Source organism: Dyella sp. 2RAB6 (assembly GCF_052115385.1).
Lineage (GTDB): Bacteria > Pseudomonadota > Gammaproteobacteria > Xanthomonadales > Rhodanobacteraceae > Dyella_D.
This window is the reverse complement of the sequence record NZ_JBFRGP010000003.1, coordinates 382,113-409,065: the sequence shown is the minus strand read 5'-3', so window position 1 is coordinate 409,065 and position 26,953 is coordinate 382,113. Positions and strand designations below refer to the sequence as shown.

Here is a 26,953-nt window from a genome sequence, read left to right as displayed (position 1 = left end):
CCATTCATGTACGCCTGCGTCCATCCCCTAGTTCGATTCGAGGCCAAGCCCGAGGCCTGGCCTCGAATCGACAGGATCACTGTTCCTCATCCGGATCTGGTTTTGCGTGCTTCTTACCGACCGCGCCCGCGTCATCCTTGGGCGGCGCGCCTTGTATGACGTTCGGATCGCTGGGAGTGACAATGCGACTCGCCTGCTGGTTCTGGCGTCGCGACGCATCTCCCTCATCACCCTGGACGGACTGGTCGTCCTTCGCTTCGCGGGCCCTATGGTCGCTGGCGTCGTGCGCAGGCCCCGGTGTCTGGATGGGAGCAGCACCTTCAGGTGTCGGTTCGTGTTGTTTCGGTTCGTTGTCGCGCCGGGCGGCTTGCTTCGGATCTTGGGGTTGGTTGGCCATGGAAACCTCATCTCGGTATGACCGGCTCGGATTGAGCCGGTCGGTCGAGCATCTCGCTTCGACATACACGTGAGCGTGGGTTTGCCGTCAACAGCCTCGTGCATGACCGCGCGACGCTCCGCTGATTGCGCGACCGGCTTAATCGGGCAACGACTGACGAACCGGAGTTACCGCCATGCAAGCGATCGCGCTGTTGAAAGCAGACCACGACGAGGTTAAGGCGCTACTGGCCGAATTGATGGCAACGACGCATCGGGCAATCAAGCGGCGCACGGAGCTGGTTGAGAAGATCGCCCATGCGCTGCAGGCCCATGTCGCGATCGAGGAAGAAATCTTCTATCCGGCCTTTCGGGAGGCCGGCGACAAGGCGGAAGAGAAAATGTACTTCGAAGCCCTGGAAGAACATCGGGCTGTCGAGGCACTTGTTTTGCCGGACCTGCAGAAAACGGATCCATCCAGCGAGAAGTTCGCCGGGCGAGCGAAGGTGCTTAAGGAACTGCTGGAACACCATATCGGCGAGGAAGAATCGGATATGTTCAAGCAGGCGAAAAAGCTTCTGTCGACGGAGCAATTGGATGCCTTGGGTGAGCAGATGCAGGACCGCAAGCATCAAGTGCTCGCGGCGCTGAAAAAGGCGGCCTGATGCGTGACCGGATTCCGCAGCGGTGTGGTGCCGCTGCTTCTCATCCGTCGGCGCGGATGGCCGAAGCGATCGATCAGGCACTGCGCCTCAAGCGTCGTAGCTGCGGATGAACGCCGTCATAGCAGGTCTTTAACAAGCCAAGAAGTCGACAGACGCCTGGCGAACTCAACTTCGCACGGCTTTGACGTGACCGAGGCATATGCTTGCGATTCCGCTCGCCACGGGAGTACGCCATGTCATCGCGCTGCCTACAGCCGCAAGCCGGCCTGATTATGGTGATCGACGACAACCAGCAACTATGTCAGGTCATGGGGGATTATCTCGAAGACTTTCGCTATACCGTCGATTATGCGCATGACGGCACCCACGGCATGTCGCTGGCCAGCCAGGAGACGTACGACGTCCTGGTGCTGGACTGGATGTTGCCAGGCACGAATGGACTTGAGGTGTGCCGGTCGCTTCGTGCCAAGGGTTACATCGCCCCGATCCTCATGCTCACCGGCCGTACTGGCGTCGATGCCGCGATAGAGGCGCTGGATGCGGGTGCCGACGACTTTCTTCCCAAGCCATTTGCCTTGCGTGAGCTGCGCGGCCGCCTCGAGGCGTTGATCCGCCGGCACAAGCGACTGGTGGCGCCGAAGCTGCTGCAGATCGCGGACCTGACACTGGATACCGGTACCTACGAGCTACGCCGTGGCGATCAGCGGCTGCGCGTGTCACCGATCGGCCTGCATATCCTTGCCCTGCTGATGGAAGCCTCTCCTCGCGTCGTCAAGCGTACGGAGCTGGAGCACGCCCTGTGGGGCGACAACCCGCCTCCCTCGGACACCTTGCGCTCGCATATGTATCTGTTGCGACGGACCATTGATCGTCCCTTCGCGACACCGCTGCTGCATACCGTGGCGGGCTTCGGATTCAGTGTCGCGGACCGCACCGTAGCGAACGCGGCGGTCGCTTGATGGCGGCATCGTGGCGTTGTGCTGCGGTGGGATTCAAGCCATGGGGGCGATGGTGGGGGCGATGGCATTACGCACGGCCTGGCTGAAGTCTTCCAGCGCGAATGGCTTGGCGATCATTGCCATGCCGTGCCCCAGAAATGTCGACCTGACAGCGGCGCTCTCGGCATATCCGGTCATGAAGAGCACCGGGACCGACGGATGATCCTCACGGATCAACTCGGCGAGCTGCCGGCCATTCATGCCGGGCAGGCCGACGTCGGTGATCAGCAGATCGATGTGGTCCAACGATGCGATATGGGACATGGCGGCGCTTGCGTCGCTCGCCGTCACGACCACATAGCCAAGTTCCTCCAGCAGGTAGCTGACCAGCAGTCTCACCTGATCGTCGTCCTCGACGACGAGGATGAGCTGGCCTTCGCCCTTTGGCGTACTCCCGCCTTCATCGACCCACCCCGCCCCACCTTCGGCCAGGGCGACAGGGAAATAGAGCGACATGGTCGTTCCGTGACCCGGCACCGATTGGAGGTCGATGGATCCTTTCGATTGCTGCATGAAACCATAAATCATCGACAGACCCAGCCCGGTGCCCTGACCGATGGGCTTGGTCGTAAAAAAGGGCTCGAACACGCGCTCCCTGATCGCCGGCTCCATGCCCACGCCATTGTCGGAGACTTCGACGACCACGTAACCGCCGGGGTTCAGCAGCACCTCCGCTGGCGAGTTCGGCAAGGATTCCGCGTGCCTTGTGCTGATCGTGAGGCAGCCGCCATCGGGCATGGCATCCCGTGCGTTGATACAAAGATTGAGGACGGCGCTCTCGAGCTGGTTGATGTCCACCAGCGCCTTCTTCAGTGCGCTGGCCAATGCCAATTTGATCGTGATGCGCTCGCCGATGGTCTGGGCCAGCAGCATATGCATCGATTGAATGAGCCCATTGATCTGGACTGGCTTGGGATCGAGCGATTGCCGCCTCGAGAACGCCAGCAGGCGCTGCGTCAGGGCCGCCGCGCGGCCGGCCGACTCCGTCGCGGCGCGGACCACCCTTGCGGTACGCTCGTCGTTCACGCGGGTGCCGACGATATCCAGGGCGCCCATGATGGTGGTCAGCATATTGTTGAAATCGTGCGCGATGCCGCCGGTCAGTTGGCCCACCGCCTCCATCTTCTGGGCTTGTCTCAGCGCGTCCTCACTGTGGGATCGTGCCTGTATCTCCGCCTGCAAGGCAGCGGTCCGTTCTGCGACGCGTTGCTCCAGCCGCGCAGCGGCCTGGCTGAGCGCCTCCAACGATTCTTTCCGCTCGGTAATATCGTTCGCAAACACATGTACGCCATCGATCCGGCCGTCGTCCCGAAAGCGCGGCAGATATCTGAACTCGGCCTCGCGCCGCTTGCCGTCGTTGCGCGGCAACGACAGTTCGACCCGCATCGCCTGGCCTGCCATCGCCTGCTGGATGGGACCCTTTCTCGCCTCCCACTGGTCCTGGCCGAAGACCTGCTCAATGGTCTTGCCAAGCATGTCGTCGGGATCCATGCCGAACCACGCCTGGTAGGCTCGATTGACGAAGCGATATCGAAAATCGGTATCGATGAAGGCGATCAGCACCGGCAACGAATCGGTGATCCGGCGCAACTCGGTTTCGCTTTCAGCTAATGCCTTCTCGCTGGCCGCCAGTTCCTCCATGCGCGCCCTGATCTCGAATTGCTTCTGTCGCGATCGCATCGCCGTTCCGACCGCGCTCAGCAGCGAGGCGACACCCATCGGGCGCTCCAGCTCAATGCGGTTGATGATCGCGCTCGGCAATGGCGAAACCTGCACCTGGCCGCTATGCCGGGCCGACTGGAGCACCACAAAGGGTATGTCGGACCAGGCGGGCTGTCCTGCGACCGCAGCCTGGATCGCCTCCACGCCGCCATCGAGCGCTTCCTGCGTCAGGATGACCACTCCCGTCTTGTTGCCGATGCAGTGGGCCAGCGTGATCAGGTCGGGATACACCAGGGCGCGGTAACCATCCTTGGCGACGACCTCGGCGAGACTTTCCGCGTCGCGCTGCCATGGCGCGACGATCTGTACCCACTCTTCGTGCTGCGCATGCCTACGCATCCCGGCTTTCCATCAGTGGCTTGCCGTTACCTATGAATTCCGGGACGCCGGACAGGACCCCGCGGAAACTGGTCAGCGGTTCGCCCACACGCAGGCCCTGGCTATCGATATGCAGCTCGCGGATCGTGTCCTCATGCTTGCCGCTTCGGTTCTTGACGACCGAGATGGCCTTCCTGATCCGGCCGTTCGCTTCAAAAAAGCGAAACAGTACGACCGTATCGGCGATATACGACACGTTGAGCTGGTCCGCATCCATCATCCCGATCAGCCCGATCTGGGGATTGATGAGGAAGGTCGTGACACCCGACTGATTAAGAAAGGCCAGCAGTTCATGCATCTGCAGCAGCAGGTGTTTCTCCTCCGGCATGGCCGACAAATAGCCATTGAGACTGTCGATGACCACCATGCTGCATCGCTTGTCCTGGACCGCGCGGGTGACATGCCATGCGAACTCGCCAGGCGACATTTCCGCGGGGTTGGCTTGGTAGATATGGAGAAGGCCTTTCTCCATATATCCTTGAAGATCCAGTCCCATGGTTTCGGCGCGACGCAGCAGGGTGCCGATGCGTTCGTCGAATTCGTATATCTGGCAACGCTCGCCACGCGCGCAGGCTTCCCCGATGTACTGCAGCGCCAGCGTGGTTTTGCCGGTGCCGGCCGGGCCCGTGAGCAAGGTGCAGGTACCCCTGAGAAAGCCTCCTCCGACCAGCTCGTCGAGATGCCTCACGCCGCTGAGCATGGGCTGGTTGACGAATTCAACATGGTGGTCGGAAGCGACGAGCCTCGGATAAACCTCGACGCCGCCCGTGCGGATGCTGAGGTCATGGTAGCCGGCGATAAAGGCCGCTCCCCTGACTTTTTGCACCTGAAGACGGCGGCGGGCAGCGCCAAATTCAAGTGCGAAACGTTCCAGCGAGATGACGCCGTGACAGATGCTGTGCAGCTGCATGTCGCGACCTCCTCCGGCGCTGGTCAGGTCGTCGACGAGAATCACGGTCGCGTTACGGGGAGAGAAGAATTGCTTGAGCGCCAGCACTTGCCGGCGGTAGCGGAACTGGTCCTGGGCGAGCAGGCGGAGTTCCGACAGGCTGTCGAACACGACGCGCTTCGGCTCGATGCGCTCCACTTCCTGCTTGATCAGACGGATGGTCTCGCCTAGCTCGACTTCCCAGGAATGAAAGACGGATTGGCTGCGTCCTTCGCCGAGCACGGCTTCCACCGACGACAACTCGAATAGATCGATGCCATGCAGATCCCAGCCATGGGAGCTGGCCACCTCGCGGAGCTCGGTGGCGGTCTCTGACAGGGTGACGTAGAGGCAGGACTCCCCCTTGCGCACACCCTCCATCAGGAATTGCAGCGACAGGGTGGTTTTACCCGAACCCGGTTGTCCTTCAAGCAGGTAGAGATGGCCGGAAGGCAGGCCGCCAAGCAGCACTGTGTCCAAGCCCGGCACGCCCATACTGCAACGGTGAGAGGGAAGCATTGCATCGACCCGCATCGGCAGAAAAGCTTTGTATGACCTGTGAAATTGTAAGGCGGCGTCGAGATAACGTTAACGAAACATCTTCATGACGCCTGCAAGAGTGCGCCACTACAGGGGCTCAACTTTCACCTGCCACGCGTTAATGTTCCGACGCTCAGTGGTGAGTATGTTTTTGAAAGCAGGATGCGCAAGGAGGCGATCCTGCGGGCACGCCATCGTGCGTATCTGGCCCAGGCAACGCTTCGGCGCCTGATCTATCCGCGCCTTGGCGCGCCATCGCCGGATGCCCGGTCGATTCGATGTGGGGAGTAACTTATGCAGCAGTCCATTACCGTCGTCGATTGCTTCGACCACGAGCTTGAGGTGAGGTGCACCTCGATGGATCGGGACCCATGCTCCTGGCAAGTGCATTTCTGGGGGCCTCGCGGACTTCGCTATGCCGCGCATATCGACCTGCTTCCAGGCTGCGAACTCGAACAAGCACTTCAGTGCTACGTGGACGAGCATCGCCTGGTAGCGTCCACCGCGGCGCCCTGAATGGCGTGCTTTCGTTGGAGGCGCTATGGCTGGCCAGCTTGTCGGCCGGATTCAAGGCAGTCCGCATCGGCCGCGTTTACGCCAATGCCGCGTTTGGGTAGAGCGGTCCTCTGATCAAGCCTGGTCGGTGCTCTGATGCGTTTTCGTGGATGCGCGCACGCGCAAGCCGCGTTCCCGTCGCGAGGCCACATCGCGATCACGACATCCAGCCCGCTCGTTCACGTCCGCCATGAACAATGCGGGACGTGCCCCGTCGCCAGCCCACCGCACCGATACAAAAAGTCACCGCCGTCGGTCTGATGTACGTCCACGATGCCCAGCCGGGGCTGCGTCGCTATCGGCAAGGCAAGGGCTTTATCTACCGGGATGCCCACGGGCGCCGGGTAACGCGTGCCAAGCTGCTGGAGCGCATCCGCCAGCTCGCGATTCCACCAGCCTATAAAGACGTGTGGATCTGCGCCGACCCGCGCGGCCATCTTCAAGCTACCGGTCGCGACGCCAAGGGACGCAAGCAGTATCGCTATCACCCGCGTTGGCGGCATCTGCGCGATGCGGACAAGTTCTCCCGCGTGACCGCGTTCGGCGCCGCACTGCCGCGCCTCCGGCGCCGCGTGCGCGATGACCTCGCGCGGCCGGGATGGCCGAAAGAGAAAGTGCTTGCGCTGGTCATACGTCTTCTCGACGACACGCTGATCCGCGTCGGCAACGAAGCTTATGCCCAGGAGCATGGCAGCTTCGGGCTCACCACCTTGCGCGCTCGCCACCTCCATCCGGAGCCTGGAAAACTGCGTCTGCACTTCCGTGCCAAAAGTGGGCAAGCCCAGGACCTGACCTTGACCGAGCCCCGGCTGGTAAGACTGCTGCGCCGCCTGCAGCAACTGCCGGGCCAGCGACTCTTCCAGTATCGTGACGACGACGGCAAGCGCCATGTGCTGGACTCGGGCATGGTCAACGCTTACTTGCGCGAAGTCACCGGCGGGGAATTTACCGCGAAGGATTTCCGCACCTGGTCCGCCACGGTGAAAGCGGCAGGATTGCTGGCCGATACCGAGCTATCCAGGCGCGCCGGAGAATCACGCAAACAGGCGTTGCTGAAGAGCGTGATCGCCGCCGTCGCGGCCGCGCTGCACCATACGCCCACGGTGTGCCGGTCCTCGTACATCCATCCGCGCGTGATCGCGGGATGGGAGGACGGTACCTTGCAGCGCTACGTCAAGGCTGCGATCGCTCACCATCCCCGACAGCTCGAAGCGGCGACGCTGCGTTTTCTTCGCCGGCACGGCCGGCCAGGCCGATCGCATCAACCATGACCCAAGGTGGCGAACATCACCACCACGGCCACGCCCATGATCGCGGTAGCAGCCCATCCCCAACCCCACAGCGCTCCACGGACCACGTAGGCGCCCATCGCTCGCTTCTGGCGCGCAACCCACAGCAGGGCCGCCATCAGCGGCACCGCGCACACGCCGTTGACCACGGCACTCCAGTACAACGCCTTCATCGGGTCGATCGGCGACAAGGTGAGCGCGGCACCCAACACCATGGCCAGGATCAGCACGGCGTAGAACAGCTTGGCGCCCGACGGTCGATGGTCGAGCCCATAGGGCCGATGCGCGGCACCGGCGACTGCGAAAGCCGTGGCACCGGCCAGCACCGGCACCGCCAGCAGACCGGTGCTCACGATGCCCGTGGCAAACAGGCCGAATGCCAACGGGCCGGCCAGTGGCTTGAGCGCCTGCGCCGCATCCGACGCGGACTGGATATCGGTCTTGCCGTGGGCGTGCAGCACCGCGGCCGTGGTGAGGATCATGCAGAACGCGATCAGATTGGACAGGATCATGCCGACCGAGGTATCGATCGCGATGCGCCGTAACGCGTCCGGCCCTTGCGCCACGGCGTTGCGCAGCGGCTGGCGCTGGTCGTCCTCGCGCAGCTCCTCCACTTCCTGGGCCGCCTGCCAGCAAAAGAGGTAAGGACTGATGGTGGTGCCCAGCACCGCCACGATGGCGGTGAGGTATTCCGTATGCCATTGCACCGGTGGCCAGACCGTAGCCTTGAGCGCCTCTGCCCACGGCACCTTCACCACGAACACGGTCGCCACGTAAGTGAGGAGTGAGATCGCCAGGCCCTTCAAGATCGGCGCGTAGCGATCGAACGGCAGATACACCTGCAATACGGTGGAGAGCAGTGCCAGCACCAAGGCGTACACCACGTGGGGGCCGCCGATCAGCAACTGCGCCGCCGCGCCCATGGCCGCGAGATCCGCCCCGATATTGATCACATTGGCCACCACCAGGCATGCGACCAGCAGCCACACCAGCGGTGCTGGAAACGTGCGCATCAGGTTATCGGCCAACCCGCGCCCGGTAACGCGACCGATGCGCGCGCTCACCATCTGGATGGCGATCATGAGCGGGATGGTGAGGAAGATGATCCACAACAAGCCGTAGCCGAATCGCGCTCCTACCTGGGAATAAGTGGCGACACCGCTGGGGTCATCGTCCGCGGCACCGGTGACCAGGCCGGCACCCAATCGGCGCCACCATGTCGCTGCACCTTGGGGCGCGACCTTGCTTCTTTTCATCGCCGCCTCCGGCCGCTACGGAGGCTCCATGATTGGTCGCCCGATGTGAATGGGCCACGGAAGCGGTGTCGCTGCGAAGTGAGCGGATACGCTGGGAATCCGCAGCGACGGGAGTGGCGATAGCGCGAGCATCAAGGCACCACTCCGTAGAAGCGCCCGGCGATTCAGGGGGATGGCTTGGGTTTGCGGCGCGGATTGTTCTGCGGCTCGTGCGGCGTATGGGCGTCAGGCATGACCTGCCCCTTGCGGTTCGGCGCCGGCCGCGGTTCGGCGTATCCCGATGTCCCCACCGGCCGCTGCGGCGTCTCTTTACCTTTACGCTCTTCGCGCTGGTTCATGGCTGGCTCCGTCAGTTGCACGGACACCCTGCTCCGCTACGGCTCAAGGCCTCGTCATGGCGGTGTCAACGCGAGGCAAGCTCAGGCGAAGGCGTTTCACGGTCAGCTCGATATAGCGCATCACCTGTCGAAGCGGGCGAATGTCACTGGCCGTCCAAAGCGGACACCTGACGAGTTCGGCGCCTTCCATCGACACCATCACGGCGGCGGCGCTGTGCACTCACATTTCCTTCTCCCACCAGCCGCGGGTGTTCACGTTGGCGGCGTCGGCGAGCGCTTCCAGTTCCGCGATGTTGTCGCTGGTGAGTGTGATACCGCGAGCCCGGATCAGGCTCTCTATGTAGCGAGGCTTGGTGACTCCGATGATCGGTGTCGTGCCCTTGGCGATGGCCCACGCTGTGGCGACATCGGCGGCATCGGCACCATGGCTCTGGCCGATCGAGGCAAGCCGGTCCGTCAACGCTTTCAGCTGAGGCAGGATGCTGTTGTAACTCTTCGCCCGGTTGCTGCCTTCCGGCAGGGGGTTCTCCGGACTGTACTTGCCGCTCAATGCACCCTGTTCGAGCACCATGTAGGCGAAGAATGGAATGCCTCGGTTGCGGCAGTAGTCCAGGATCCCCGCTTGCTCAGAGCTGCGGTAGAGGAGGCTGTAGTGGTTCTGGATGGCTTCGACCCGGAACCCGGCTTCGCCAAGGATCTGATCGGCGAGCTTGATTTCGGTCAGGTCATGATTCGAGACGCCGACATGTTTGACCTTTCCGCTCTTCAGCAACGGAATGAGATGTGGCGTCCACCGTGACACATCGGCTGGATTGTGAATCCAGTAGAGATCGATGTAGTCGACGTCCAGGGTGGCCAGGCTTTGCTCCAACATGTCCGCTACTGGATCATTGCCGGTCCCCGCGATCTGCGGGGTGAACTTCGTCGAGAGCTGGTAGTCGCTGCGGTCGTAGCGTTTGAGCACTTTCCCGAGCACGGTCTCGGAATGGCCCATGCCGTACACCCGTGCGGTGTCCCATAGGGTGAACCCGGCCGCATGTGCCTTGTCCGCGAGTTCTTCCAGGCCGGCTTGAGTCAGATGACTGCCGAAGTAGCCGTCGCCGTCCTCGCCGCTGTCGCCCCAGGCCCAAGTGCCCAGCGCTATCGCGGGGGTCTTCAGGTTATTGATGGTCATGTTCGCTCCGTGCTGGTTCTGTGGTTGGGTTCGCTGTGACCCGCGTAACCTCAGCACTGTGAAGCCCGGCGACACCAAGCCGTGAGCCTGATGCGCCGAAATTCGTGCCCGATCCTCCAGGGGGCCACGGCTCTCATTGCCGTCCTGCCGCCTGCGTACAATGGCGCCAATCATGGAAACACTGACCGAACTTGCCGCTGTCATTGCCCGACACGTGACCAGGGATGGCTTTCACGCCACTGCGTTCGAGCGCTTGACCCTTGTTCGATCCTCCACGGTAACGATGCCGATGCCGAGCGTTTACCGGCCGCAACTGTGCCTGGTCGTGCAGGGGCATAAGGAGGTCGTGCTTGGCGACCGCGTGTTCAGATATTCGCCGGGACGCTACGGGGTGGTAACTCACGATCTGCCAGCCACCGGCCATGTCATCGAGGCGACGCCTGACAGGCCCTATCTCTGCATGTACCTCGATTTCGATCCGGTAACGCTGGGGAGCCTGGCGTCGCGCGTGCCTCCGCCGCCGGGCGTGCCATCCCCGCCCATCGGCAAGACGGTAGCTGACGCCAGCGCCGGTCTGCTCGATGCGGCGCTACGCCTGCTACGCCTGCTCGACGATCCGGCGGCACTGCCCGTGCTCGGCCCGCTTGCCGAGCAGGAAATCCTCTATCGCCTGCTTGCGGGCCCTGACGGCGCCAGGATGCGTCACATCACCTCCAGCCAGGGGCGGGTGGCCTTGGTTGGCCGCGCCATCGCATGGATCGGAAAGAACTTCCAGGAACAGCTCAGCATCGAGCAGCTTGCCGCGGAAGTGGGTATGAGTCCGTCGAGCCTGCACGAGCATTTTCGCGCGGTGACGGCGATGACGCCGCTGCAATTCCAAAAGCAGCTAAGGCTGCAGAACGCGCGCAGTCTGATGCTGATCGAGGATATCGACGTCACGACCGCCGCCTTACGCGTGGGCTACGAAAGTGCGTCGCAGTTCAGCCGCGAGTATCGCCGCCACTTTGGTGAGCCGCCGGCGCGCGACGTTGCACGTCTGCGCGCCTCGGCGGATCTGGCCGTGATCGCTTGAGCTCCGGCGACTCACGCCTTGCTACGAAATCGCCCGGTCTGAAAAAAGAAAACCCCCGACGAATCGGGGGTTTCTGAGCTAAAGCGGATTAAGCGAACGATTCATGGCCACAATTTTTCGATGCGTCGGATCCGGCCCAAGCTTGGCAAATAGCTCGCCCATGCGACGGAGCTTTTCAGATGCCAGACCCTTCACGGCGGCATCGAGCCCCTTTCGCATCGTCTCGGCGTCGTAATCGCAGCAGTACGCCGGTGTCGCCGGCTGCTGCCGCCAGGACTCTTCGAGCGAGCCGGCGTCGACAGGGTCGAATCCGACCTCATTTACCAGCGCCATCGCGATTTGCTTGGCCTTGGCGTCATCCCCTGCGACGGCCATCGCAAGGCGGTCCAGCGCACAAGGTGAGCGGCCGAGCTCTGCGAGCGTGTAAGCCAGGACGTTGTTAAAGGCCTTGATGACGGGGCGGCCGAGTTGCTTCGATACCCACACACTCTCAGGCAGCCCACTTTCGATTTCCGCGATCTGCGGATCGCGCAGGCCGGGATAGTAATTGCTGGTATCGATAATCGGCACCTCGGCCGGAACCGCCTCGAACAGATCTTTAGGAAGATGCGCCATCGCGGGCAACGGTATCGCAAGGATGATTGCATCGACGCCCCTGGCCGCGCCGGGCACATCAACGGCAGTTGCGCCGATTTCAGTGGCAAAGGCCTGAACGGTATCCGGTCCTCTCGAGTTCGCAAGCCAAACGCGGTGCCCTGACGCCGCCAGCTTCCGGGCGATAGTGCCACCGATGTTGCCCGTACCAATGATGCCGATTTTCATGTTCTACCTATCAGGGACGTGAGCAGGAGATGCTTGCCGGCGTTCAACCCAGCCCGAATGTTTTCCTCAAGCTCGCATCGACCGGTCCGGCCGGCATGAAGCGACGCAACTTGCTCAGCAAAGATGCCTGTCCAGCCGGGGCGCGGCGCATGCGCCATGCACCAAGCGCAGCTTCGACGATGGTGTCTGCCACGCCGTCAGGTTCTGGTGCGGTTTTGACGCTGTTGACGATCGCCTGCGTGGCAAGGGAGCGCTCGCGGTCATAGCTGGCGATCTTGGCGACGGTCTGGGGCGCGTTGATGTCAAGGTTGGTCTTAGTGAAGCTCGGCTCGACCAGCGTGACGCGAATGCCGAACTGGCGCACCTCATGATCGAGGGTTTCGGATAAGCCCTCTACGGCATGCTTGGACGCTGCATAAAGTCCCATATATGGCGCCGGCAGAAAGCCGAGCACGGAACTGACATTGACGATACGCCCGTGGCCTTGCGCGCGCATAGACGGAAGTACCGCCTGCACGGCACGCAACATACCGAAGACATTGGTATCGAAGAGCAAGGCCGCCTCATCGACGGCCGTTTCCTCCACCGCGCCGACCAGGCTCATTCCCGCGCTGTTGACGAGCACGTCAATGCGCTTGGCGCGATCAATGATGGATTGGATGCCAAGCCGGACGGAAGCATCGTCACGAATATCCATTTCGACCAGCTCGACACCGGGCAATGGCGTCGCCTTGTGAAGATTGCGAACCGTGCCGAAAACGCGGCACCCTCGTTTGACGAATTTCTGCGCAACAGCGCGTCCGATACCCGACGACACACCGGTAACAACGACAACCTTGGAATTCGACATGACAGCTCTCTTCGATACAGTGGAGACAAGAATCGGTTCAACGACTCGATCGGCCAGTTTCTTTATCCCGCCACGGCTTCCTCCTGCCTGTGTTCCGAAGGTCCCTGCTCATGCAGGCCCTTGTGCCCCTCAGCCGCATCACCCGGCTTGATCTTGAACCAGATGGAATACACCGCCGGCAGGAACACCAGGGTCAACACCGTTCCCGCAAACGTGCCGCCGATCAGCGTGTACGCCAGGGTTCCCCAGAACACCGAATGGGTCAGCGGAAGGAAAGCCAGGATCGCCGCCAGGGCGGTCAGGATCACGGGGCGGGCGCGCTGCACGGTGGCCTCGACGACGGCGTGGAACGGATCCATCCCCGCCGCCTGGTTGTGGTGGATCTGCCCGATCAGGATCAGCGTGTTGCGCATCAGGATGCCCGACAGTGCAATCAGGCCGACCAGCGCGTTGATGCCGAAAGGCTTCCCGAACAGGATCAAGGTAGGCACCACACCGATCAGGCCGAGCGGACTGGTCAGGAACACCATCACCATCGCGGAGATCGAGCGGGTCTGGAAGATGATGATGAGCAAGGTGACTGCCAGCATGATCGGGAACAGCGGCAGCATGGCCTTGGTCGCCTTGGCCGATTCTTCGATGGAGCCGGCCTGCTCGATGCGGTAACCCACGGGCAGCTTGGCGATGATCGGCTGCAGCTGCCTGGTGATCGCCGTCGACACGTCCGGCGGCTGCAGGTTATCGGCGATGTCGCCGCGTACCGTGATGGTCGGATCGCGATCGCGCCGGCGCATGACCGGCTCCTCCATGCGCACGTCGACCTTGCCTACCTGCGACAACGGAATGCGTTGCCCGTTGGCGCCAGCCAGCGTGAAGTCGCCGATCCTGGCCGGGTCGAGCCGAACGTCGCCGGCCGAGCGCGCAGCCACCTGCACGGTTCGGATGTCCTCGCGCACGGCGGTGACGGGGACGCCGCTCAGCAAGAATTGCAGCTGCTGCGCCACCGCACTGGAACTCAACCCCACCGCCTGCAACCGGTCCTGCTGCAAGGTGAAATGCAGCGTGGGCGTGCGTGTGCCCCAATCCGAATTGACCGTGCGCATCATCGGGCTGGCACTCATCACCTGCTCGACTTCGGCCGCAATGCCGCGCAGCTTGTCCGGGTCCGGACCGGAGACGCGATAGGCGACAGGGAACGGCGAGTAGGGACCGAACACGAGCTGCGTGACGCGCACGCGGGCCTCGTCAGCCAGGCCGGCGGCGACGGCCTGGCGTAGCCGCTGCTTCAGCGTGTCGCGCTCCTCCTGGCTGTCGGTGCGAACCACGATCTTGGCAAACGACGGATCCGGCAGCTCCGGGCCCATGGCCAGATAGAAGCGGGGCGCGCCCTGGCCGACGTAGGTAGTGACGATCTTGGCTTCTTTCTGCTTGGCCAGCCATGCCTCCACCTTCGCTGCGGCAGCGCTGGTCTGTTCGATCGACGTGCCATAAGGCATCTGCACCTCGACCAGCACTTCAGGGCGGTCGGAAATGGGAAAGAACTGTTTCTTGACCACCGCCATGCCGAGTATCGCCAAGACGAACAGGCCCACGACGGATCCGGCGACCAGCCATTTGCGCGCAATGACGCGCTCCAGTTGCCGACGGAAGCGGTTGTAGCGCGGGGTGTCGTAGATCGCGGCGTGGCCGCCTTCGACCTTCTTGAAGTCAGGCAATATTTTGACGCCCAGATAGGGCGTAAACACCACGGCAACCACCCAGGAGGCGATCAGCGCAATGCCGACGATCCAGAACATGTTGCTGGTGTATTCGCCGGCGGTGGATCGGGCGAAACCGTTGGGCATGAAGCCGACAGCAGTGACCAGCGTGCCCGACAGCATGGGTGCGGCGGTATGGCTCCAGGCATAGGCGGAGGCGGCCAGGCGGCTGTAGCCCTCTTCCATTTTCACCACCATCATCTCGATGGCGATGATGGCGTCGTCCACCAGCAGGCCCAGCGCCAGGATCAGCGAGCCCAGGGTGATGCGGTCGAAATTCTTGCCGGTCGCGGCCATCACCACGAAGACCACCGCCAGCGTCAGCGGTACGGCGGCGGCCACCACCAGGCCCACGCGCCAGCCCATGCTGACGAAGCTCACCAGCATCACCACCAGCAGCGCGACGAAGAACTTGAGCATGAACTCATCGACCGCCGAACTGATGTTGACGGATTGATCCGTGACCTTGGTCAGGCTCATGCCCAGCGGCAGCTGGCCGTTGATGGCGCCGACCTCGCTGTCCAGTGCTTTGCCCAGATCCAGGCCGTTCCAGCCGTCGCGCATGACGATGCCCAGCAGCAGCGCGGGCTCGCCGTTGTTGCGGATCATGAAGGTGGCCGGATCCTCGTAACCACGCTTGACGGTGGCGATATCCGACAGCTTCAAGGTGCGGCCTCGCGCCACGACCGGGGTGTCGCGGATCTTCTGCAACGAGTCGAACGCGCCGTCCAGGCGAATGAATACCTCCGGCCCCTTGGTCTGCACGGAGCCGGCGGGTGTAAGGGCGTTCTGGCTGTTGAGCGCGGCAAACACGTCCTGTGGACTCACGCCCAGCGTGGCCAGGCGATCGTGCGAGAACTCGACGTAGATCTTCTCCGCCTGCTCGCCGATGATGTTGACCTTCTTCACGCCCGCCACATGCAATAACCGTTGGCGCAACGTCTCCGCGTCGCGCACCAGCAGGTGCTGCGGCTCGCCCTTGGCCTTGAGTGCGAACAAGGCAAAGGTGACGTCCGCATACTCGTCATTGACCATCGGTCCGATCACACCGGGCGGGAGGTTGCCTACCTCGTCGCCGACTTTCTTGCGGGCCTGATAGAACTCTTCGTTTACCTCCGACGGCGGCGTGCTGTCGAGCAGGGTCAAGGTGGTGAACGCCAGGCCGGGGCGGGTGTAGGTTTCGGTGCGGTCGTACCAGCGCAGTTCCTGCATGCGCTTTTCGATCTTCTCGGCGACCTGTTCCTGCATTTCCTGCGCGGTGGCGCCGGGCCAGGCAGTGACGATGGTCATCACCTTGACCGTGAACGCTGGGTCTTCCGCCCGACCCAGCTTGAAGAACGAAACAAGCCCGGCCAATGAGATCAGGCAGATCAGGAACAAGGTGATGGAGCGCTCGTGCACGGCGAGCGCCGACAGATTGAAACGACGCTCGCTCACGGGCTGACTCCCGCGGTCGCCGCGGTGACCGCCTGGCCGGCCACCCGCACCGGCTCGCCTTCGCGCAGCAGATGCGCGCCGAGTGCGACGACCCGATCGCCTTGCTTGAGTTGACCGGCGATGCGTGCGCTGTCGTCATCCAGATGCTGGACGGTCACCGGCCGCCAGGACACCTTGCCCGGTTCACCAGTAATGACCCATACGCCGGGTCCCTTGCCTGCGTCGAACAGGGAGCCCATCGGCACCTGCAAGCCACCTTGCGTCGAGGTGTGTCCGTCGGGAATCTGGATCGTCACCGTGGCGCCCAGCGATGCGCTGGTCAGCTCGCCTTCCAGCACGTAGCGCGCCTCAAAGGTGCGAGTCAGCGGATCGGCGGCGTCCGAAAGCTGCCGCAGCGTGGCTGGCGTGCTGACACCTTCTTTACCGAACAAAGCGGCCTGCGCGGCGGAGCCGATCGCGGGGCGCAGGGTTTCCGGCAACTGGACGACCGCCTCGCGAGGTCCGGCATGGGCCAGGCGCACCACGGTTTGGCCGGCGCTGACGACCTGGCCCGGCTCAACCAGGGTTTCCATGACCATGCCATCGCCATCGGCCACCAGCTCCGCGTAGCCGCTGGCGTTGTTGGCCACGTTCGCCTCGGCCTCGGCGGCACTGAGCTGGGCCTTGGCGGCGTCCGCCGCGGCCTTGACCTGGTCGTAGGTCGACGCGGATATCGCGCCGGTGCCGCGCAGATCGCTGTAACGCGCTTCATCCTCCGCGGTTTGCCGCGCCCGTGCTCGCGCGGCCGCGACCGCCTCCTGCCGTGCCTGCGCGGCCAGCTTCAGATCGATCGGATCGATGCGCATCAGCGGCTGGCCGCGCTTGACGGTCTGGCCGGCATCGACCAGCCGCTGCAGCACCTTGCCGGAAACGCGAAAGCCCAGGTCGCTCTGCACCCGGGCGGCGACCGTGCCGGTAAACGAACGTGTCGTGGGGACTGCGCCCTGAACGATGGCGGCCCGTACCAGGGGCGCCTCAGTGCGTGGATCGCTGGGCGTCTTCCCGCCGCAGGCGGCCAGCGCGAGCGGCAGTGCACAGACGATGGCGAGGGAGGCAAAGCGGAAGCGGAACATGAAAGAGACCCGTGGCGAATGACCAGGGCCTCACTTTGCCACTAGTGACCAAATCAGTCAATAGTCACTACAATCTCAGGCATTACGGCGACAGGCTGCGCAACGCCAGTCCGGACAACTGAGCCGGCGCCTCGTCGGTGTAATCGAAGCTGTACTGCAGCAGCAGCGGATTGAAGTACGGGCGCATCACCAGGTAGATCGCCGCCGCCGTTTCATCGAGCGGCGTCTTACGCTCGAAATCCCCGCTCTGCCGCCCCTCCTGCAGGATCTCCCGCAGCAGCGCCTGCACGCGATCGTCATAGGCAAGCACCGCTTGCCAGCCCCCCGTAGCGGCCGATGCAGCGATTTCGTAAAGCTTGCGGTCCTGGAACAGCAGGCGAAGAGTCGCCTCGGTAAGCACCTTGAACATCCGCCGCAGCTTTTCCGGCGGCAGGCTGGTCTCCGCGATAGCCGCCTTTACCTCCGTCTCGATCTGCCGCAGGCAGTTCGCACAGATCACCTCGCCGATGGCTTGTTTGGACTCGAAGAACTTGTAGATGTAGGCCTTGGAAAAGCCGATGGCCTTGGCGAGGTCGGAAACCGTCGTTTTCTCATAGCCGTACCGGCTGAAATGCTCGGTAGCGGCGGCAACGATCTGGTCGCGCACCTCGTGATCAACCGGGCCACGGCCGGGCTGAGATAAAGCGGATGCTTTTTTCATGGGGAACAGCTTAGCGCCCGGCCAGGGAATGGACAACAAGTGACTATTTGGTAATATAGTCACTATCGCCATTGCCGGAGCCAATCCCATGCCGTCCAAACACGTCGTCCTTGCCGCGCTGATTGCCGCCAGCCTCCTTGCCGGCTGCGCCGTCGGTCCCGATTACGTCCGGCCCGCGCTGCCCATGCCGGATCAGTTCCAGGGTCAGGCTGACGTAGCCCGTCGGCCCGCGTCGGCCGATGCCGATCTCGCTGCATGGTGGACGGGGTTCGGCGACCCGCGGTTGACCCGATACATCACGCTTGCGCTGGAGCAGAACCTGGATCTCGCGCAGGCCTCCGCCCGCGTCACCCAGGCCCGCGCCGGACTTGGCGCGGCGAATGCCGCGTTGCTGCCCTTCGGCACTATCAGTGGGCAGACCGCCAGGGCTTACCAGTCGGTGGAAACGCCTCTAGGCCAGGTCTTGAATGCCAGGCCAGGCTTCGATCGCTACGGCAACAACTACGAGGCCGATTTCAGTGCCAGCTGGGAGCTGGATGTATTCGGCGGCTTGCGTCGCGGACGCGAGGCAGCGCTTGCCGACTATCAGGCCTCGGAGGCCGGCGCGGTAGCCACGCGATTGGCCGTGGCGGCGCAAACCGCCGACATCTACATCAGCATCCGTGGATTGCAGGCCCGCCTGGAGGTAGCCCGCAAGCAGGTACAGACACAGCAGGACCTGCTCTCGACCATCAACCTCCTGTACGGCAAAGGATTGGCGGCCGAACTTCAAGTGCGGCAGGCCGAGGGCGCGCTTGCCCAGGTGCGCGCTTCCGTCCCCGTACTCGAAACGGGCCTGGATGCAGCCATGAATGCATTGGATGTGATGCTGGGCACGCAGCCTGGTACGCATCGGGCAGAGCTGATGGAAGCCAGCGACATTCCGGCCGCCCCGCAGATCGCCACCACTGAAACGCCGGGCGAGTTGCTCAGGCGCCGGCCCGACCTGATCGTGGCCGAGCGCCACCTGGCCGCGTCGAACGCGCGTATCGGTGTCGCCATCGCCGAGTACTACCCCAAGCTCTCGTTGAGTGGCCTGATCGGCAGTGCGACGGCGGTGACCGGCGGCAACCTGTTTACCAGCGGCGCCAACCAAGCGGCAGGGATGGCGGGCCTGCGCTGGCGCTTGTTTGATTTCGGGCGCATCAATGCACAGATCCAACAGGCCAAGGGCCAGCAAGCCGAGATGCTGGCCGCGTATCGGTTGGCTGCGCTGCAAGCGACCGAGGACGTCGAGAACGCCTTTTCGGCGCTGGTCAAACGCGAGGAACAGGCCACGGTACTCAGTCAGGGCGTGGACTCGCTCGGCCGTGCGCGCGCGGCTTCGTTTGCGGCCTATCAAAAAGGCGTCGTCAGCCTGATCGAGGTCCTGCAGGCCGACGAGAGCTTGCTGCGTGCCTCTGATCAGCGAGCGCAGGCGAAAACGGAATCGGCGCGTGCGGCGGTTGCTGCCTTCAGGGCGCTCGGTGGCGGTTGGCAGCCTCGCGGGGCCGAGGCGGTCGCTATCAAGTAAGCGCTGTCGCCGCATGCCACGCAAACGCCTGACTCGGACGGAGAGCCGCGAGAAGACGCGTCAGCGCCTGCTCGATGCGGCGGCCATAAGCATTGCCAGGAAAGGTCTGGCCTCGACGAGCGTGGAGGAGATCGCCGCGCAGGCTGGCTATACCCGCGGCGCGTTCTATTCGAATTTCCGCAGCAAGAACGACCTGTTTGTCGAACTGCTTCAACTCGATCACCAAAATACTCAAGAAAACTTGCGCAAGCTGCTCAAGACCCACTGCAGCGGCGATCATCTGCACACGCAGCTCGCCTCGCTGCATGCGCAGTACTATCCCGATGGCGACCACTACATCCTTTGGGCGGAGGCGCGCCTGCACGCTCTTCGCGATATGGAATTCCGCCAATGCGTGAATGTCCTGTATCTCGAAAAGCTCGATCTGATTGCATGCATCGTCGACAGGCTCTGCACCTGCCCTGACATGCAGCTACCAAGCTTTCATGCCGATCAAGCACTTGCCCTGATTGCGCTGATGGACGGCGATCGCTACTTCAACATGACCATGCCAGATGGATTCTCGAGCATCTTGCTCAGCGCAATTTTGAGTATCGACGGGCCGCGCGGCCCGATCGAAGCGCGCGCAAGCAAGCACGGACCTGACTGGGCAAGCACAGCCGTTGAGCTGCAAGACACCGATCAATCCATTGGCTAATGGATTCAGTCAACGCATAAGACGCCATAGCCATCCGCGTCTTCGTGAAGTCGCACGTCTTTCAGAGCGTCTTTCCGGCATAAAACTGGGAAAAAAAAGCCCTTGCAGGAGCAAGGGCTTTCCAGATCTAAATCAGTACGGCTAAACATCCATTGGCTAGAACGGAATATCGTCATCGTCGAAGCTGTTGTTCTCGACCGGCGGAGGAGAAGACTGGCGCGAGCCTTGGTCGTTGCCGCCACGGTTGCTGCCGCCACCACCGCCACCACCGAAGTCATTGCCGCCGCGATTGCCGTAATCGTCGCCGCCACCGCCACCGCCACGGTTGCCGTAACCACCGCCGCCGCCCTGGCGCTGACCGCCGCCACCACCGCCGCCCTGCGCACGCTGGTAACCACCGCCACCGCCACCGCCACCACCCGCGCCGCCACCGCCTTCACCGCCACCACCGAGCATCTGCATCTCGTTGGCGATGATGTCGGTGCTGTAGCGCTCGACGCCGTCCTTGTCGGTGTACTTGTCGGTGCGCAGCGAGCCTTCGATATAGACCTGGCGGCCCTTCTTCAGGTATTCGCCGGAGATCTCGGCCAGCTTGCCGAACAGCTTCACGCGGTGCCACTCGGTGCGCTCCTGGCGCTCGCCGCTCTGCTTGTCGGTCCACTGCTCGGAGGTGGCGATGCGCAGGTTGGTGATCGCGGTGCCGCTGCTGGTGTAGCGGGTTTCGGGGTCGGCGCCCAGGTTGCCGACGATGATGACTTTATTGATGCCGCGGGCCATGGAATGGATGTCCTCTGTTGGCCGGCCGTAAATAAGGAAGAGTACGGCCGGGGTTGATATGGCCGGTCATGATACCGATCGCGGTCTCAAGAGTCAGGACGCGCCGCCCTCGCCTCGCGTAAGGCTCAGGCCGCGTGCTGCGTAGGCAGATGCGCGTCCTCGGCGTCGGCGCCTTCCGCGGGCAGGCGCAGGATGGCGAAACCGGCCGCTTCCCAGGCGTCGAGGCCGCCCAGCAGCGGGCGTACGCGGCGATATCCCTGTTGCATCAGGTTCTTGGCGGCGACGGCGGCGGAGGCTTCGTTGGGGCAGCTGCAATAGATCACCAGCTCGGCGTCCAGTGGCACGTCGTGCACGGCGCGGTCGATGCCGGCCACGTCGGCCAGCAGGGCGCCGGGGATCACCCGGGTGTCGACCATGCGGGAAGCCGGCGAGCGCACGTCCAGCAGCACCGGGCCCAGGCCCTCGTCGATGGCGCGCTTGAGTTCGTCCACCGTGATGCGCGCCATGCGCAGGGTGGCGATCAGGCGGTGGCGCTGCCACCACTTCATCAGGATGTATAGCGCCAGCAGGCTGCCGACCACTTCCAGGGCGATGGTGCCGGCGTTGCCCAGCGCCACCAGCACCTGGTCGATCTGCGGCGCAAGCACGTAGCCCAGGCCCACGGCCAGGCCCAGCCACAGCAGCGAACCCAGGCCGTCCATCAGCAGGAATATGCCCGGCCGCAGGCCCAGCGCGCCGACCAGCGGCGGGGCGACGGTGGACAGGCCGGGGATGAACTTCGCCACCAGCAGCACCTGCCCGCGCCAGCGCTGGAAGCGCAGTTCGGACTGTTTCACGCAGGAATCCGGGGACAGCGAGATGCGGCACAGGGTGCGCATCACCCCCGAGCCATAGCGCCGGCCGGCCCAGTACCAGGCCAGGTCGCTCAGCAGGCAGGCCAGCAGGGCCAGGCCCACCACCCCGACCAGCGGCAGCTGCCCATTGGCGGCCAGGGCGCCGGCGACCACCAGGGTCGGCACCGCCGGCACCGGCGCGCCGGCCTGTTCGACCAGCACGTTGAAGAACACCAGCACCAGGCCGTATTCGGCCAGCAGGGCAATGATTTCATGGGCCATCGTCGGCACCCCTGGAGACCCGGCCTGCGGCCGGTTGGAATGCGCTGATGATTGGGGTGCGGCGGGCGCTTTGCAAACGTTCCGGATGGGAAACAGGGTGTATCGCCAGCCGCCACTTGCCGCCCGGCGGCGAAATCGCGCGGCCTCCCCCTATAATCGCTCGCTACGAAACCGCGACCCCACCATGACCACGATGCCCGCCACTGCCATCCGCCCGACCGATTTCGCCGACGTGCGCGCGCTGGCCGACGACGACATGAAGCGGGTGGACAGCCTGATTCGCCACCGGCTGTCCTCCGACGTGGTGCTGATCAACCAGATCGCGGACCACATCATCGCCGGCGGCGGCAAGCGCCTGCGCCCGATGCTGCACGTGCTGGCCGCCGGCGCCGCCGGCTATGGCGGCGAGCAGCACATCAAGCTGGCCGCGGTGATCGAATTCATCCACACCTCCACCCTGCTGCACGACGACGTGGTCGACGAGTCCGACCTGCGCCGCGGCCGCAAGACCGCCAACGCGGTGTGGGGCAATGCGGCGAGCGTGCTGGTCGGCGACTTCCTGTATTCGCGCTCGTTCCAGCTGATGGTGGAGCTGGACGACATGCGCGTGATGCGCATCCTGGCCGACACCACCAACACCATCGCCGAGGGCGAGGTGCTGCAGCTGCTCAACATCGGCAATGCCGACGTGGACGAAGCGGCCTACCTGGCGGTGATCGAACGCAAGACCGCGGTGCTGTTCGCCGCCGCCACCGAGCTGGGCGGCGTGCTCGGTGGCCTGCCGGAAGAGCAGATCGCCGCGCTGCGCCGCTATGGCATGGAGCTGGGCTACGCGTTCCAGATCGCGGACGACCTGCTCGACTACGTCAGCGACGCCGACACGCTGGGCAAGAACATCGGCGACGACCTGGCCGAGGGCAAGCCGACCTTGCCGCTGATCTATGCGATGCAGAAGGCCGATCCGGAACAGGTGCAGTCGCTGCGCCATGCCATCGAACACGGCGGGCTGGATTCGCTGGAGCGGATCATCGCCTCCATCCGCGATTCCGGCGCACTGGACCGTACGCATGAGCGGGCGGTGTTTCATGCGCATGCGGCACGTGCCGCACTGGAGACGCTGCCGCCGTCGACGTATCGCGATGCGCTGGCAGCGCTGGCGGATTACTCGGTGCAGCGCAGCTACTGATCCGCGTATCACACCGCTGGCGTAGGTTGGGGTGAGCCGCAGGCGAACCCCAACACGATTACCTTCAAACGTTGCGCATTGTTGGGGTTCGCCTGTGGCTCACCCCAACCTACGTCTAGCGCCAGGGTCTATGGGGTGTTGGTAAACGCCCCGTGCAACCAATCGCCCATCATCCGGTAGCTGCGCTTGGCCGCCCGCTCGTCATACGCGCAGCCTTCCCGATGCTGGTCCGTCTCGGTGAAGCAATGCACCGCATTGCCCAGCACCACGAACTGCCAGTCGGCCTTGCTGCCGCGCATCTCGTCCATGAACTTGTCGGCATCGGGCATGGTGCCTTTGTCGTCGGCGCCGTTGAACACCAATACGCGCGCCTTGATCTGCTTGGCCAGCTCCGGGTTGTCGGTCGCCAGGCCGCCGTGGAACGACACCACCGCCGCCACGTCCGCGCCGGCACGCGCGAGATCCAGCACCGCGGAGCCGCCGAAGCAGAAGCCGATCGCGGCCAGCTTCGAAAGATCGATCGGCGCGTCCTTCGCTTGCGCCTTCAATTGATCCAGCGCGTAGGACACGCGCTTGCGCATCAGCGAACGATCGCCATACAGCGGCTTCACCGCCGCCTGCGCCTGCGCGTCGCTGGTGGGGCGCGTGGTGGCGCCGTACATGTCGGTGACGAGGATGACGTAATCCTTGCCGGCAATGCCTTCGGCCTTGGTCAGCGCCAGCTCGTTCACGCCGTACCAGTTCGGCACCATCAGCAGCGCGGGGCGCCTGGCGGTCACCGCGTCGTCGTAGACGAGCACGCTGTGGAACCTGGTGCCGTCCAGCGTCCACTCCACCGGCTTGTGCACCATCTTCGCCTGCGCGGCGAAGGCAAGGCCGGACAGCAACAGCAGACAACCGAGTCGTGCGATACGCATGATCCACTCCTTGACGGTGTGCGAAGAAAGCTTGCGGTGACGGCGGCTCAGCGCCCGGCGGCGTGCTCCGCCAGGCGGCGCTTCAGCGGCGACAGGCGATCCACCAGGCGCACGCCCAGGCCACGCGCGGCCACCAGCGGCGCCGCGCGCCAGCCGTAGATGCGGGCCAGTGCGTCGAAGCCCCAGGCGTCCAGCGTGTCGGCGCTGCGCCGGCGGCGTGCGTAGCGGCGCAGCACGTGGGCGGCGGCGATATCGCGATTCGCCTCGCGTGCGGCGACCAGGGTGTCGCGCAGCTCGACCACATCGCGCAGGCCCAGGTTCACGCCCTGCCCCGCCAGCGGATGCACCGCGTGCGCGGCATCGCCGAGCAGGACGAAGCGTTCGGCCTGGTAGGTCTCGGCGAGTTGCATTTTCAGCGGGAAGGCTGCGCGCTTGGTGCTGCCGACGATACGGCCGAGACGGAAATCGCTGGCCACACCGAGTTCGGCGAGGAAGGCCTCGTCGTCCAGCGCAAGCACGCGCTTCGCTTCGTCCTCGGGCAGCGACCACACGATGGAGCTTCGCCCGTCCGCCAGCGGCAGCAGGGCAAGCGGACCGTCGGGAAGAAAACGCTGCCACGCCGTGCCCTGATGCGGACGTTCGGTCTGCACATGCGCCACCACCGCGCGCTGCGCGTAATCGCGGCCGCGCGTGTCGATGCCGGCGAGCTTGCGCAGCGGCGAGCCGGCACCATCGGCGGCGACCAGCAGGCGCGCGGCGATGGACTGGCCATCGGCCATGTCCAGTTGGATACGGTCGTCCTGCGCTTCGAAGCCTTGCACTTCCGCCGGGCACAGCCGCTGCACGCCGGCCGCATCCAGCGCCAGCCACAGGCGCCACTGCACCAGGTTGTTCTCGACGATATGGCCGAGCAGGTCGCGGCCTTCGTTGGCCGCGTCGAAATGGATGGCGGCGCCGCTTTCGGCATCCCATACGTGCATATGCGCGTACGGGCTGGAACGCGATGCGCGGATCGACGCCCACACGCCGAGTTCATCGAGCAGCGCGATGGAGGAAGGCGCCAGGCCGACCACGCGCAGATCGACTTCCTGTTCGGGCGACCATGGCGCGGGTTCGCGCGCCTCGATCAAGGCGGTAGCGAAACCGGCGCGGGCCAAGGCAAGCGCGGCAGCAGCACCGACCATGCCGCCGCCGACCACGGCGACGTCCAGCGACGGCCCGCGCCGACGCGCTTCGCCACGTGCGACAACCTGGTTCATGGCAAACGCTCCAGCACGGCGCGCGGCGGTTCGGCGCGAAAGCCCATGCCCTTGCGCGCCAGCAACCCGCGCAGCGGCGGCACGCGGTCGCAGGCCAGCAGCGCCAGCGAGCGCAGCGGACCGAGCAGGGGTTGTTGCAGGCACGCCAGCTGCACCAGGCCGTGGCTCATGTTCATGGTGCCCTCGCGGTCCGGCTGACGGCGCGCGGCGTATTGCTCCAGCAGCGCCGGCGCGCCGGGATCGGCGGCGGCGGCGATCAGTTCGGCCAGGGTCAGCGCATCGCGCAGACCCAGGTTGAAACCTTGCGCGCCGATCGGATGCACGGTCTGCGCGGCATTGCCGACCAGCACGGCGCGCGGGCCGGTCAGCCGCCCCGCCGCCACGCGCTTGATCGCATACGGATGGCGCTTGCCGGGCCGCGCCAGGCGGCCGAGGCGCCAGCCGAAGCGCTGCTGGGCGAAGGCGAGAAAACCATCGTCGTCCAGCGCCAGCACCGCCGCGGCGTCTTCCGTGGGCACGGTGAGGACCAGGCCGCAGCGGCGCTCGGCCAGCGGCAGCAGGGCGACGGGGCCGTGGTCGGCGAAGCGTTCGTAGGCGCGGTTCGCGTGCGGGCGCTCGGGGGTCACGGTGCAGACGAACAAGGTCTGCTGGTAGTCGTAGGTTTCGGCGTCGATGCCGAGCCGCTCGCGCACCGACGAGGCAGTGCCGTCGGCGCCGACCAGCAGCGCCGCGTCGATCTGCTGCACGCCCTCGGCGCCGCTCACCTGCGCGCGCCAGCCGTCGGCGAGCGGTTCCAGCGATTCCAGCCGGGCCGGGGCGAGGCGGCGCAGGTGCTGGCATTCGTCGAGGCGGCGCAGCAGTGCGTTGCCGAGTTCGCGTGCCGGCAAGGTCCAGCCCAGCGCGTCCACACGCTCGCGCTCGGCGTCGAGGCGCACGCTGCCGAAATCCCCACTGCGGCTGATATGGATATGCCGGATCGGCGTCGCCTGCGCCGCGGCATGCCGCCACACGCCGATCGCCGCCAGGCCGTTGACCGTGGCGCGGGACAGCGCGAGGTTGCGTTCGTCGTAGCTGGGCTGGGCGTCGGCGCGCGGCGCGGCAGCCTCGACCATGACGGCATCCACGCCGGCCGTGTCCAGCGCGATGGCCAGGCTGGCGCCGACCAGGCCGCCGCCGATGATCAGCACGGGGGGACGGGCGGAAGAAGACGAGGTCATCGCGGGCAGGGATGGGGAAGACATGGGCCCGCATGATACGCGCTCGGCCCGCCTGGCCCGGCTGCGGCGCCTTTCAGTCTCCGCACTTGAATCCTTCTCCCTGCGGGAGAAGGTGGCGGCAGCCGGATGAGGGTACGGGCGGAGCGCAACACACCACTCCGCCCGTACCCTCACCCCAACCCCTCTCCCGACGGGAGAGGGGCTCTTAGCCACTCGATCCGGGCCAATTCAGGCCCGCACCCACTTGCGATAGACTTCGCGTCTG

23 protein-coding genes are annotated in these 26,953 nt (G+C 64.5%); 7 read left to right on the top strand and 16 right to left on the bottom strand.

Annotated features, from left to right (window positions below; genetic code table 11):
- Window positions 1-76 precede the first annotated feature (76 nt).
- The gene (locus tag AB4083_RS07710; RefSeq protein WP_441607185.1) at window positions 77-397 is read right to left on the bottom strand and encodes a hypothetical protein; all 321 of its coding nucleotides are present in this window, start codon (window positions 395-397) and stop codon (window positions 77-79) included.
- A 175-nt stretch (window positions 398-572) separates the two neighbouring features.
- Here AB4083_RS07710 and AB4083_RS07705 point away from each other — a divergent pair, with 175 nt between their 5' ends.
- Window positions 573-1,040, top strand: coding sequence for a hemerythrin domain-containing protein (locus AB4083_RS07705; RefSeq protein WP_441607184.1), 468 nt, complete (start codon window positions 573-575; stop codon window positions 1,038-1,040).
- Between the two features lie 233 nt (window positions 1,041-1,273).
- A complete protein-coding gene (locus AB4083_RS07700; RefSeq protein WP_441607183.1) occupies window positions 1,274-1,999 on the top strand; it encodes a response regulator transcription factor in 726 nt (241 codons plus the stop codon).
- Window positions 2,000-2,032: 33 nt separating this feature from the next.
- Here the strand turns inward: AB4083_RS07700 and AB4083_RS07695 are convergent, their stop codons facing one another.
- Complete coding sequence (locus tag AB4083_RS07695) at window positions 2,033-4,099, bottom strand: PAS domain-containing protein (RefSeq protein ID WP_441607182.1); 2,067 nt, start codon at window positions 4,097-4,099, stop codon at window positions 2,033-2,035.
- Entirely contained in the window at window positions 4,092-5,600 is a 1,509-nt protein-coding gene (locus tag AB4083_RS07690) for an ATPase domain-containing protein (protein ID WP_441607181.1), read from the bottom strand. Before AB4083_RS07690 ends, AB4083_RS07695 begins: the two co-directional genes overlap by 8 nt.
- 821 nt (window positions 5,601-6,421) lie before the next feature.
- Here AB4083_RS07690 and AB4083_RS07685 point away from each other — a divergent pair.
- Window positions 6,422-7,432 carry a DNA topoisomerase IB gene (locus AB4083_RS07685; protein WP_441607200.1) on the top strand — a complete coding sequence of 337 codons (1,011 nt, stop codon included), beginning with the start codon at window positions 6,422-6,424 and terminating at the stop codon, window positions 7,430-7,432.
- Here the strand turns inward: AB4083_RS07685 and AB4083_RS07680 are convergent.
- The 3 genes from AB4083_RS07680 to AB4083_RS07670 form a co-directional block, all read right to left on the bottom strand.
- On the bottom strand, window positions 7,423-8,706 hold the full coding sequence (locus AB4083_RS07680; protein ID WP_441607180.1) for an NRAMP family divalent metal transporter: 1,284 nt from the start codon (window positions 8,704-8,706) through the stop codon (window positions 7,423-7,425). The two genes, AB4083_RS07685 and AB4083_RS07680, sit on opposite strands and share 10 nt — an antisense overlap.
- Before the next feature lie 164 nt (window positions 8,707-8,870).
- On the bottom strand, window positions 8,871-9,044 hold the full coding sequence (locus AB4083_RS07675) for a hypothetical protein (protein ID WP_441607179.1): 174 nt from the start codon (window positions 9,042-9,044) through the stop codon (window positions 8,871-8,873).
- A 220-nt stretch (window positions 9,045-9,264) separates the two neighbouring features.
- Window positions 9,265-10,218, bottom strand: a complete 954-nt coding sequence (locus AB4083_RS07670) for an aldo/keto reductase (RefSeq protein ID WP_441607178.1) — start codon at window positions 10,216-10,218, stop codon at window positions 9,265-9,267.
- Window positions 10,219-10,390: 172 nt separating this feature from the next.
- On the opposite strand from AB4083_RS07670, the gene AB4083_RS07665 reads away from it, so the two are divergent.
- Window positions 10,391-11,290 (top strand): AraC family transcriptional regulator, encoded by a 900-nt coding sequence (locus AB4083_RS07665; RefSeq protein WP_441607177.1) that lies wholly within the window; start codon window positions 10,391-10,393, stop codon window positions 11,288-11,290.
- A 78-nt stretch (window positions 11,291-11,368) separates the two neighbouring features.
- Here AB4083_RS07665 and AB4083_RS07660 read toward each other — a convergent pair whose 3' ends face one another.
- From AB4083_RS07660 to AB4083_RS07640, 5 genes are all read right to left on the bottom strand, one after another.
- Window positions 11,369-12,112, bottom strand: coding sequence for an NADPH-dependent F420 reductase (locus tag AB4083_RS07660; RefSeq protein ID WP_441607176.1), 744 nt, complete (start codon window positions 12,110-12,112; stop codon window positions 11,369-11,371).
- 43 nt (window positions 12,113-12,155) lie between these two features.
- A complete protein-coding gene (locus tag AB4083_RS07655; RefSeq protein ID WP_441607175.1) occupies window positions 12,156-12,962 on the bottom strand; it encodes an oxidoreductase in 807 nt (268 codons plus the stop codon).
- 62 nt (window positions 12,963-13,024) lie between these two features.
- Complete coding sequence (locus AB4083_RS07650) at window positions 13,025-16,156, bottom strand: efflux RND transporter permease subunit (RefSeq protein ID WP_441607174.1); 3,132 nt, start codon at window positions 16,154-16,156, stop codon at window positions 13,025-13,027.
- Window positions 16,153-17,268 carry an efflux RND transporter periplasmic adaptor subunit gene (locus AB4083_RS07645; protein ID WP_441607173.1) on the bottom strand — a complete coding sequence of 372 codons (1,116 nt, stop codon included), beginning with the start codon at window positions 17,266-17,268 and terminating at the stop codon, window positions 16,153-16,155. The genes AB4083_RS07650 and AB4083_RS07645 overlap by 4 nt, the downstream gene beginning before the upstream one ends.
- 82 nt (window positions 17,269-17,350) lie before the next feature.
- Window positions 17,351-17,968 carry a TetR/AcrR family transcriptional regulator gene (locus tag AB4083_RS07640; protein WP_441607172.1) on the bottom strand — a complete coding sequence of 206 codons (618 nt, stop codon included), beginning with the start codon at window positions 17,966-17,968 and terminating at the stop codon, window positions 17,351-17,353.
- Window positions 17,969-18,056: 88 nt separating this feature from the next.
- On the opposite strand from AB4083_RS07640, the gene AB4083_RS07635 reads away from it, so the two are divergent.
- Entirely contained in the window at window positions 18,057-19,520 is a 1,464-nt protein-coding gene (locus AB4083_RS07635) for an efflux transporter outer membrane subunit (protein WP_441607171.1), read from the top strand.
- Window positions 19,521-19,533: 13 nt separating this feature from the next.
- Window positions 19,534-20,217, top strand: a complete 684-nt coding sequence (locus AB4083_RS07630) for a TetR/AcrR family transcriptional regulator (protein WP_441607170.1) — start codon at window positions 19,534-19,536, stop codon at window positions 20,215-20,217.
- A gap of 156 nt (window positions 20,218-20,373) precedes the next feature.
- Here AB4083_RS07630 and ssb read toward each other — a convergent pair whose 3' ends face one another.
- On the bottom strand, window positions 20,374-20,994 hold the full coding sequence (gene ssb, locus AB4083_RS07625) for a single-stranded DNA-binding protein (protein WP_441607169.1): 621 nt from the start codon (window positions 20,992-20,994) through the stop codon (window positions 20,374-20,376).
- A 125-nt stretch (window positions 20,995-21,119) separates the two neighbouring features.
- On the bottom strand, window positions 21,120-22,109 hold the full coding sequence (locus AB4083_RS07620) for a DedA family protein/thiosulfate sulfurtransferase GlpE (protein ID WP_441607168.1): 990 nt from the start codon (window positions 22,107-22,109) through the stop codon (window positions 21,120-21,122).
- Between the two features lie 184 nt (window positions 22,110-22,293).
- Here AB4083_RS07620 and AB4083_RS07615 point away from each other — a divergent pair, with 184 nt between their 5' ends.
- On the top strand, window positions 22,294-23,295 hold the full coding sequence (locus tag AB4083_RS07615) for a polyprenyl synthetase family protein (RefSeq protein WP_441607167.1): 1,002 nt from the start codon (window positions 22,294-22,296) through the stop codon (window positions 23,293-23,295).
- Between the two features lie 128 nt (window positions 23,296-23,423).
- Here AB4083_RS07615 and AB4083_RS07610 read toward each other — a convergent pair whose 3' ends face one another.
- Genes AB4083_RS07610 through ubiH form a run of 3 tightly spaced genes read right to left on the bottom strand, consistent with a single transcriptional unit; the run spans window position 23,424 to window position 26,712 of the window.
- On the bottom strand, window positions 23,424-24,212 hold the full coding sequence (locus tag AB4083_RS07610) for a dienelactone hydrolase family protein (protein WP_441607166.1): 789 nt from the start codon (window positions 24,210-24,212) through the stop codon (window positions 23,424-23,426).
- Window positions 24,213-24,259: 47 nt separating this feature from the next.
- The gene (locus AB4083_RS07605) at window positions 24,260-25,471 is read right to left on the bottom strand and encodes a UbiH/UbiF/VisC/COQ6 family ubiquinone biosynthesis hydroxylase (protein ID WP_441607165.1); all 1,212 of its coding nucleotides are present in this window, start codon (window positions 25,469-25,471) and stop codon (window positions 24,260-24,262) included.
- Window positions 25,468-26,712: a 2-octaprenyl-6-methoxyphenyl hydroxylase gene (ubiH, locus tag AB4083_RS07600; protein WP_441607164.1), complete on the bottom strand. Its 1,245-nt coding sequence runs from the start codon at window positions 26,710-26,712 to the stop codon at window positions 25,468-25,470. The genes AB4083_RS07605 and ubiH overlap by 4 nt, the downstream gene beginning before the upstream one ends.
- Window positions 26,713-26,953: the final 241 nt, after the last annotated feature.

Bases quoted from the DNA above. Each gene is read 5' to 3' on its own strand.
- AB4083_RS07660 (WP_441607176.1), bottom strand. From the start codon at position 12,112: ATGAAAATCGGCATCATTGGTACGGGCAACATCGGTGGCACTATCGCC.
- AB4083_RS07690 (WP_441607181.1), bottom strand. From the start codon at position 5,600: ATGCGGGTCGATGCAATGCTTCCCTCTCACCGTTGCAGTATGGGCGTG.
- AB4083_RS07610 (WP_441607166.1), bottom strand. From the start codon at position 24,212: ATGCGTATCGCACGACTCGGTTGTCTGCTGTTGCTGTCCGGCCTTGCC.
- AB4083_RS07680 (WP_441607180.1), bottom strand. From the start codon at position 8,706: ATGAAAAGAAGCAAGGTCGCGCCCCAAGGTGCAGCGACATGGTGGCGC.
- AB4083_RS07705 (WP_441607184.1), top strand. From the start codon at position 573: ATGCAAGCGATCGCGCTGTTGAAAGCAGACCACGACGAGGTTAAGGCG.
- ssb (WP_441607169.1), bottom strand. From the start codon at position 20,994: ATGGCCCGCGGCATCAATAAAGTCATCATCGTCGGCAACCTGGGCGCC.
- AB4083_RS07655 (WP_441607175.1), bottom strand. From the start codon at position 12,962: ATGTCGAATTCCAAGGTTGTCGTTGTTACCGGTGTGTCGTCGGGTATC.
- AB4083_RS07615 (WP_441607167.1), top strand. From the start codon at position 22,294: ATGACCACGATGCCCGCCACTGCCATCCGCCCGACCGATTTCGCCGAC.
- AB4083_RS07710 (WP_441607185.1), bottom strand. From the start codon at position 397: ATGGCCAACCAACCCCAAGATCCGAAGCAAGCCGCCCGGCGCGACAAC.
- AB4083_RS07605 (WP_441607165.1), bottom strand. From the start codon at position 25,471: ATGAACCAGGTTGTCGCACGTGGCGAAGCGCGTCGGCGCGGGCCGTCG.
- AB4083_RS07645 (WP_441607173.1), bottom strand. From the start codon at position 17,268: ATGTTCCGCTTCCGCTTTGCCTCCCTCGCCATCGTCTGTGCACTGCCG.
- AB4083_RS07665 (WP_441607177.1), top strand. From the start codon at position 10,391: ATGGAAACACTGACCGAACTTGCCGCTGTCATTGCCCGACACGTGACC.
- AB4083_RS07700 (WP_441607183.1), top strand. From the start codon at position 1,274: ATGTCATCGCGCTGCCTACAGCCGCAAGCCGGCCTGATTATGGTGATC.
- AB4083_RS07675 (WP_441607179.1), bottom strand. From the start codon at position 9,044: ATGAACCAGCGCGAAGAGCGTAAAGGTAAAGAGACGCCGCAGCGGCCG.
- ubiH (WP_441607164.1), bottom strand. From the start codon at position 26,712: ATGTCTTCCCCATCCCTGCCCGCGATGACCTCGTCTTCTTCCGCCCGT.
- AB4083_RS07635 (WP_441607171.1), top strand. From the start codon at position 18,057: ATGCCGTCCAAACACGTCGTCCTTGCCGCGCTGATTGCCGCCAGCCTC.
- AB4083_RS07695 (WP_441607182.1), bottom strand. From the start codon at position 4,099: ATGCGTAGGCATGCGCAGCACGAAGAGTGGGTACAGATCGTCGCGCCA.
- AB4083_RS07685 (WP_441607200.1), top strand. From the start codon at position 6,422: ATGTACGTCCACGATGCCCAGCCGGGGCTGCGTCGCTATCGGCAAGGC.
- AB4083_RS07640 (WP_441607172.1), bottom strand. From the start codon at position 17,968: ATGAAAAAAGCATCCGCTTTATCTCAGCCCGGCCGTGGCCCGGTTGAT.
- AB4083_RS07630 (WP_441607170.1), top strand. From the start codon at position 19,534: ATGCCACGCAAACGCCTGACTCGGACGGAGAGCCGCGAGAAGACGCGT.
- AB4083_RS07620 (WP_441607168.1), bottom strand. From the start codon at position 22,109: ATGGCCCATGAAATCATTGCCCTGCTGGCCGAATACGGCCTGGTGCTG.
- AB4083_RS07670 (WP_441607178.1), bottom strand. From the start codon at position 10,218: ATGACCATCAATAACCTGAAGACCCCCGCGATAGCGCTGGGCACTTGG.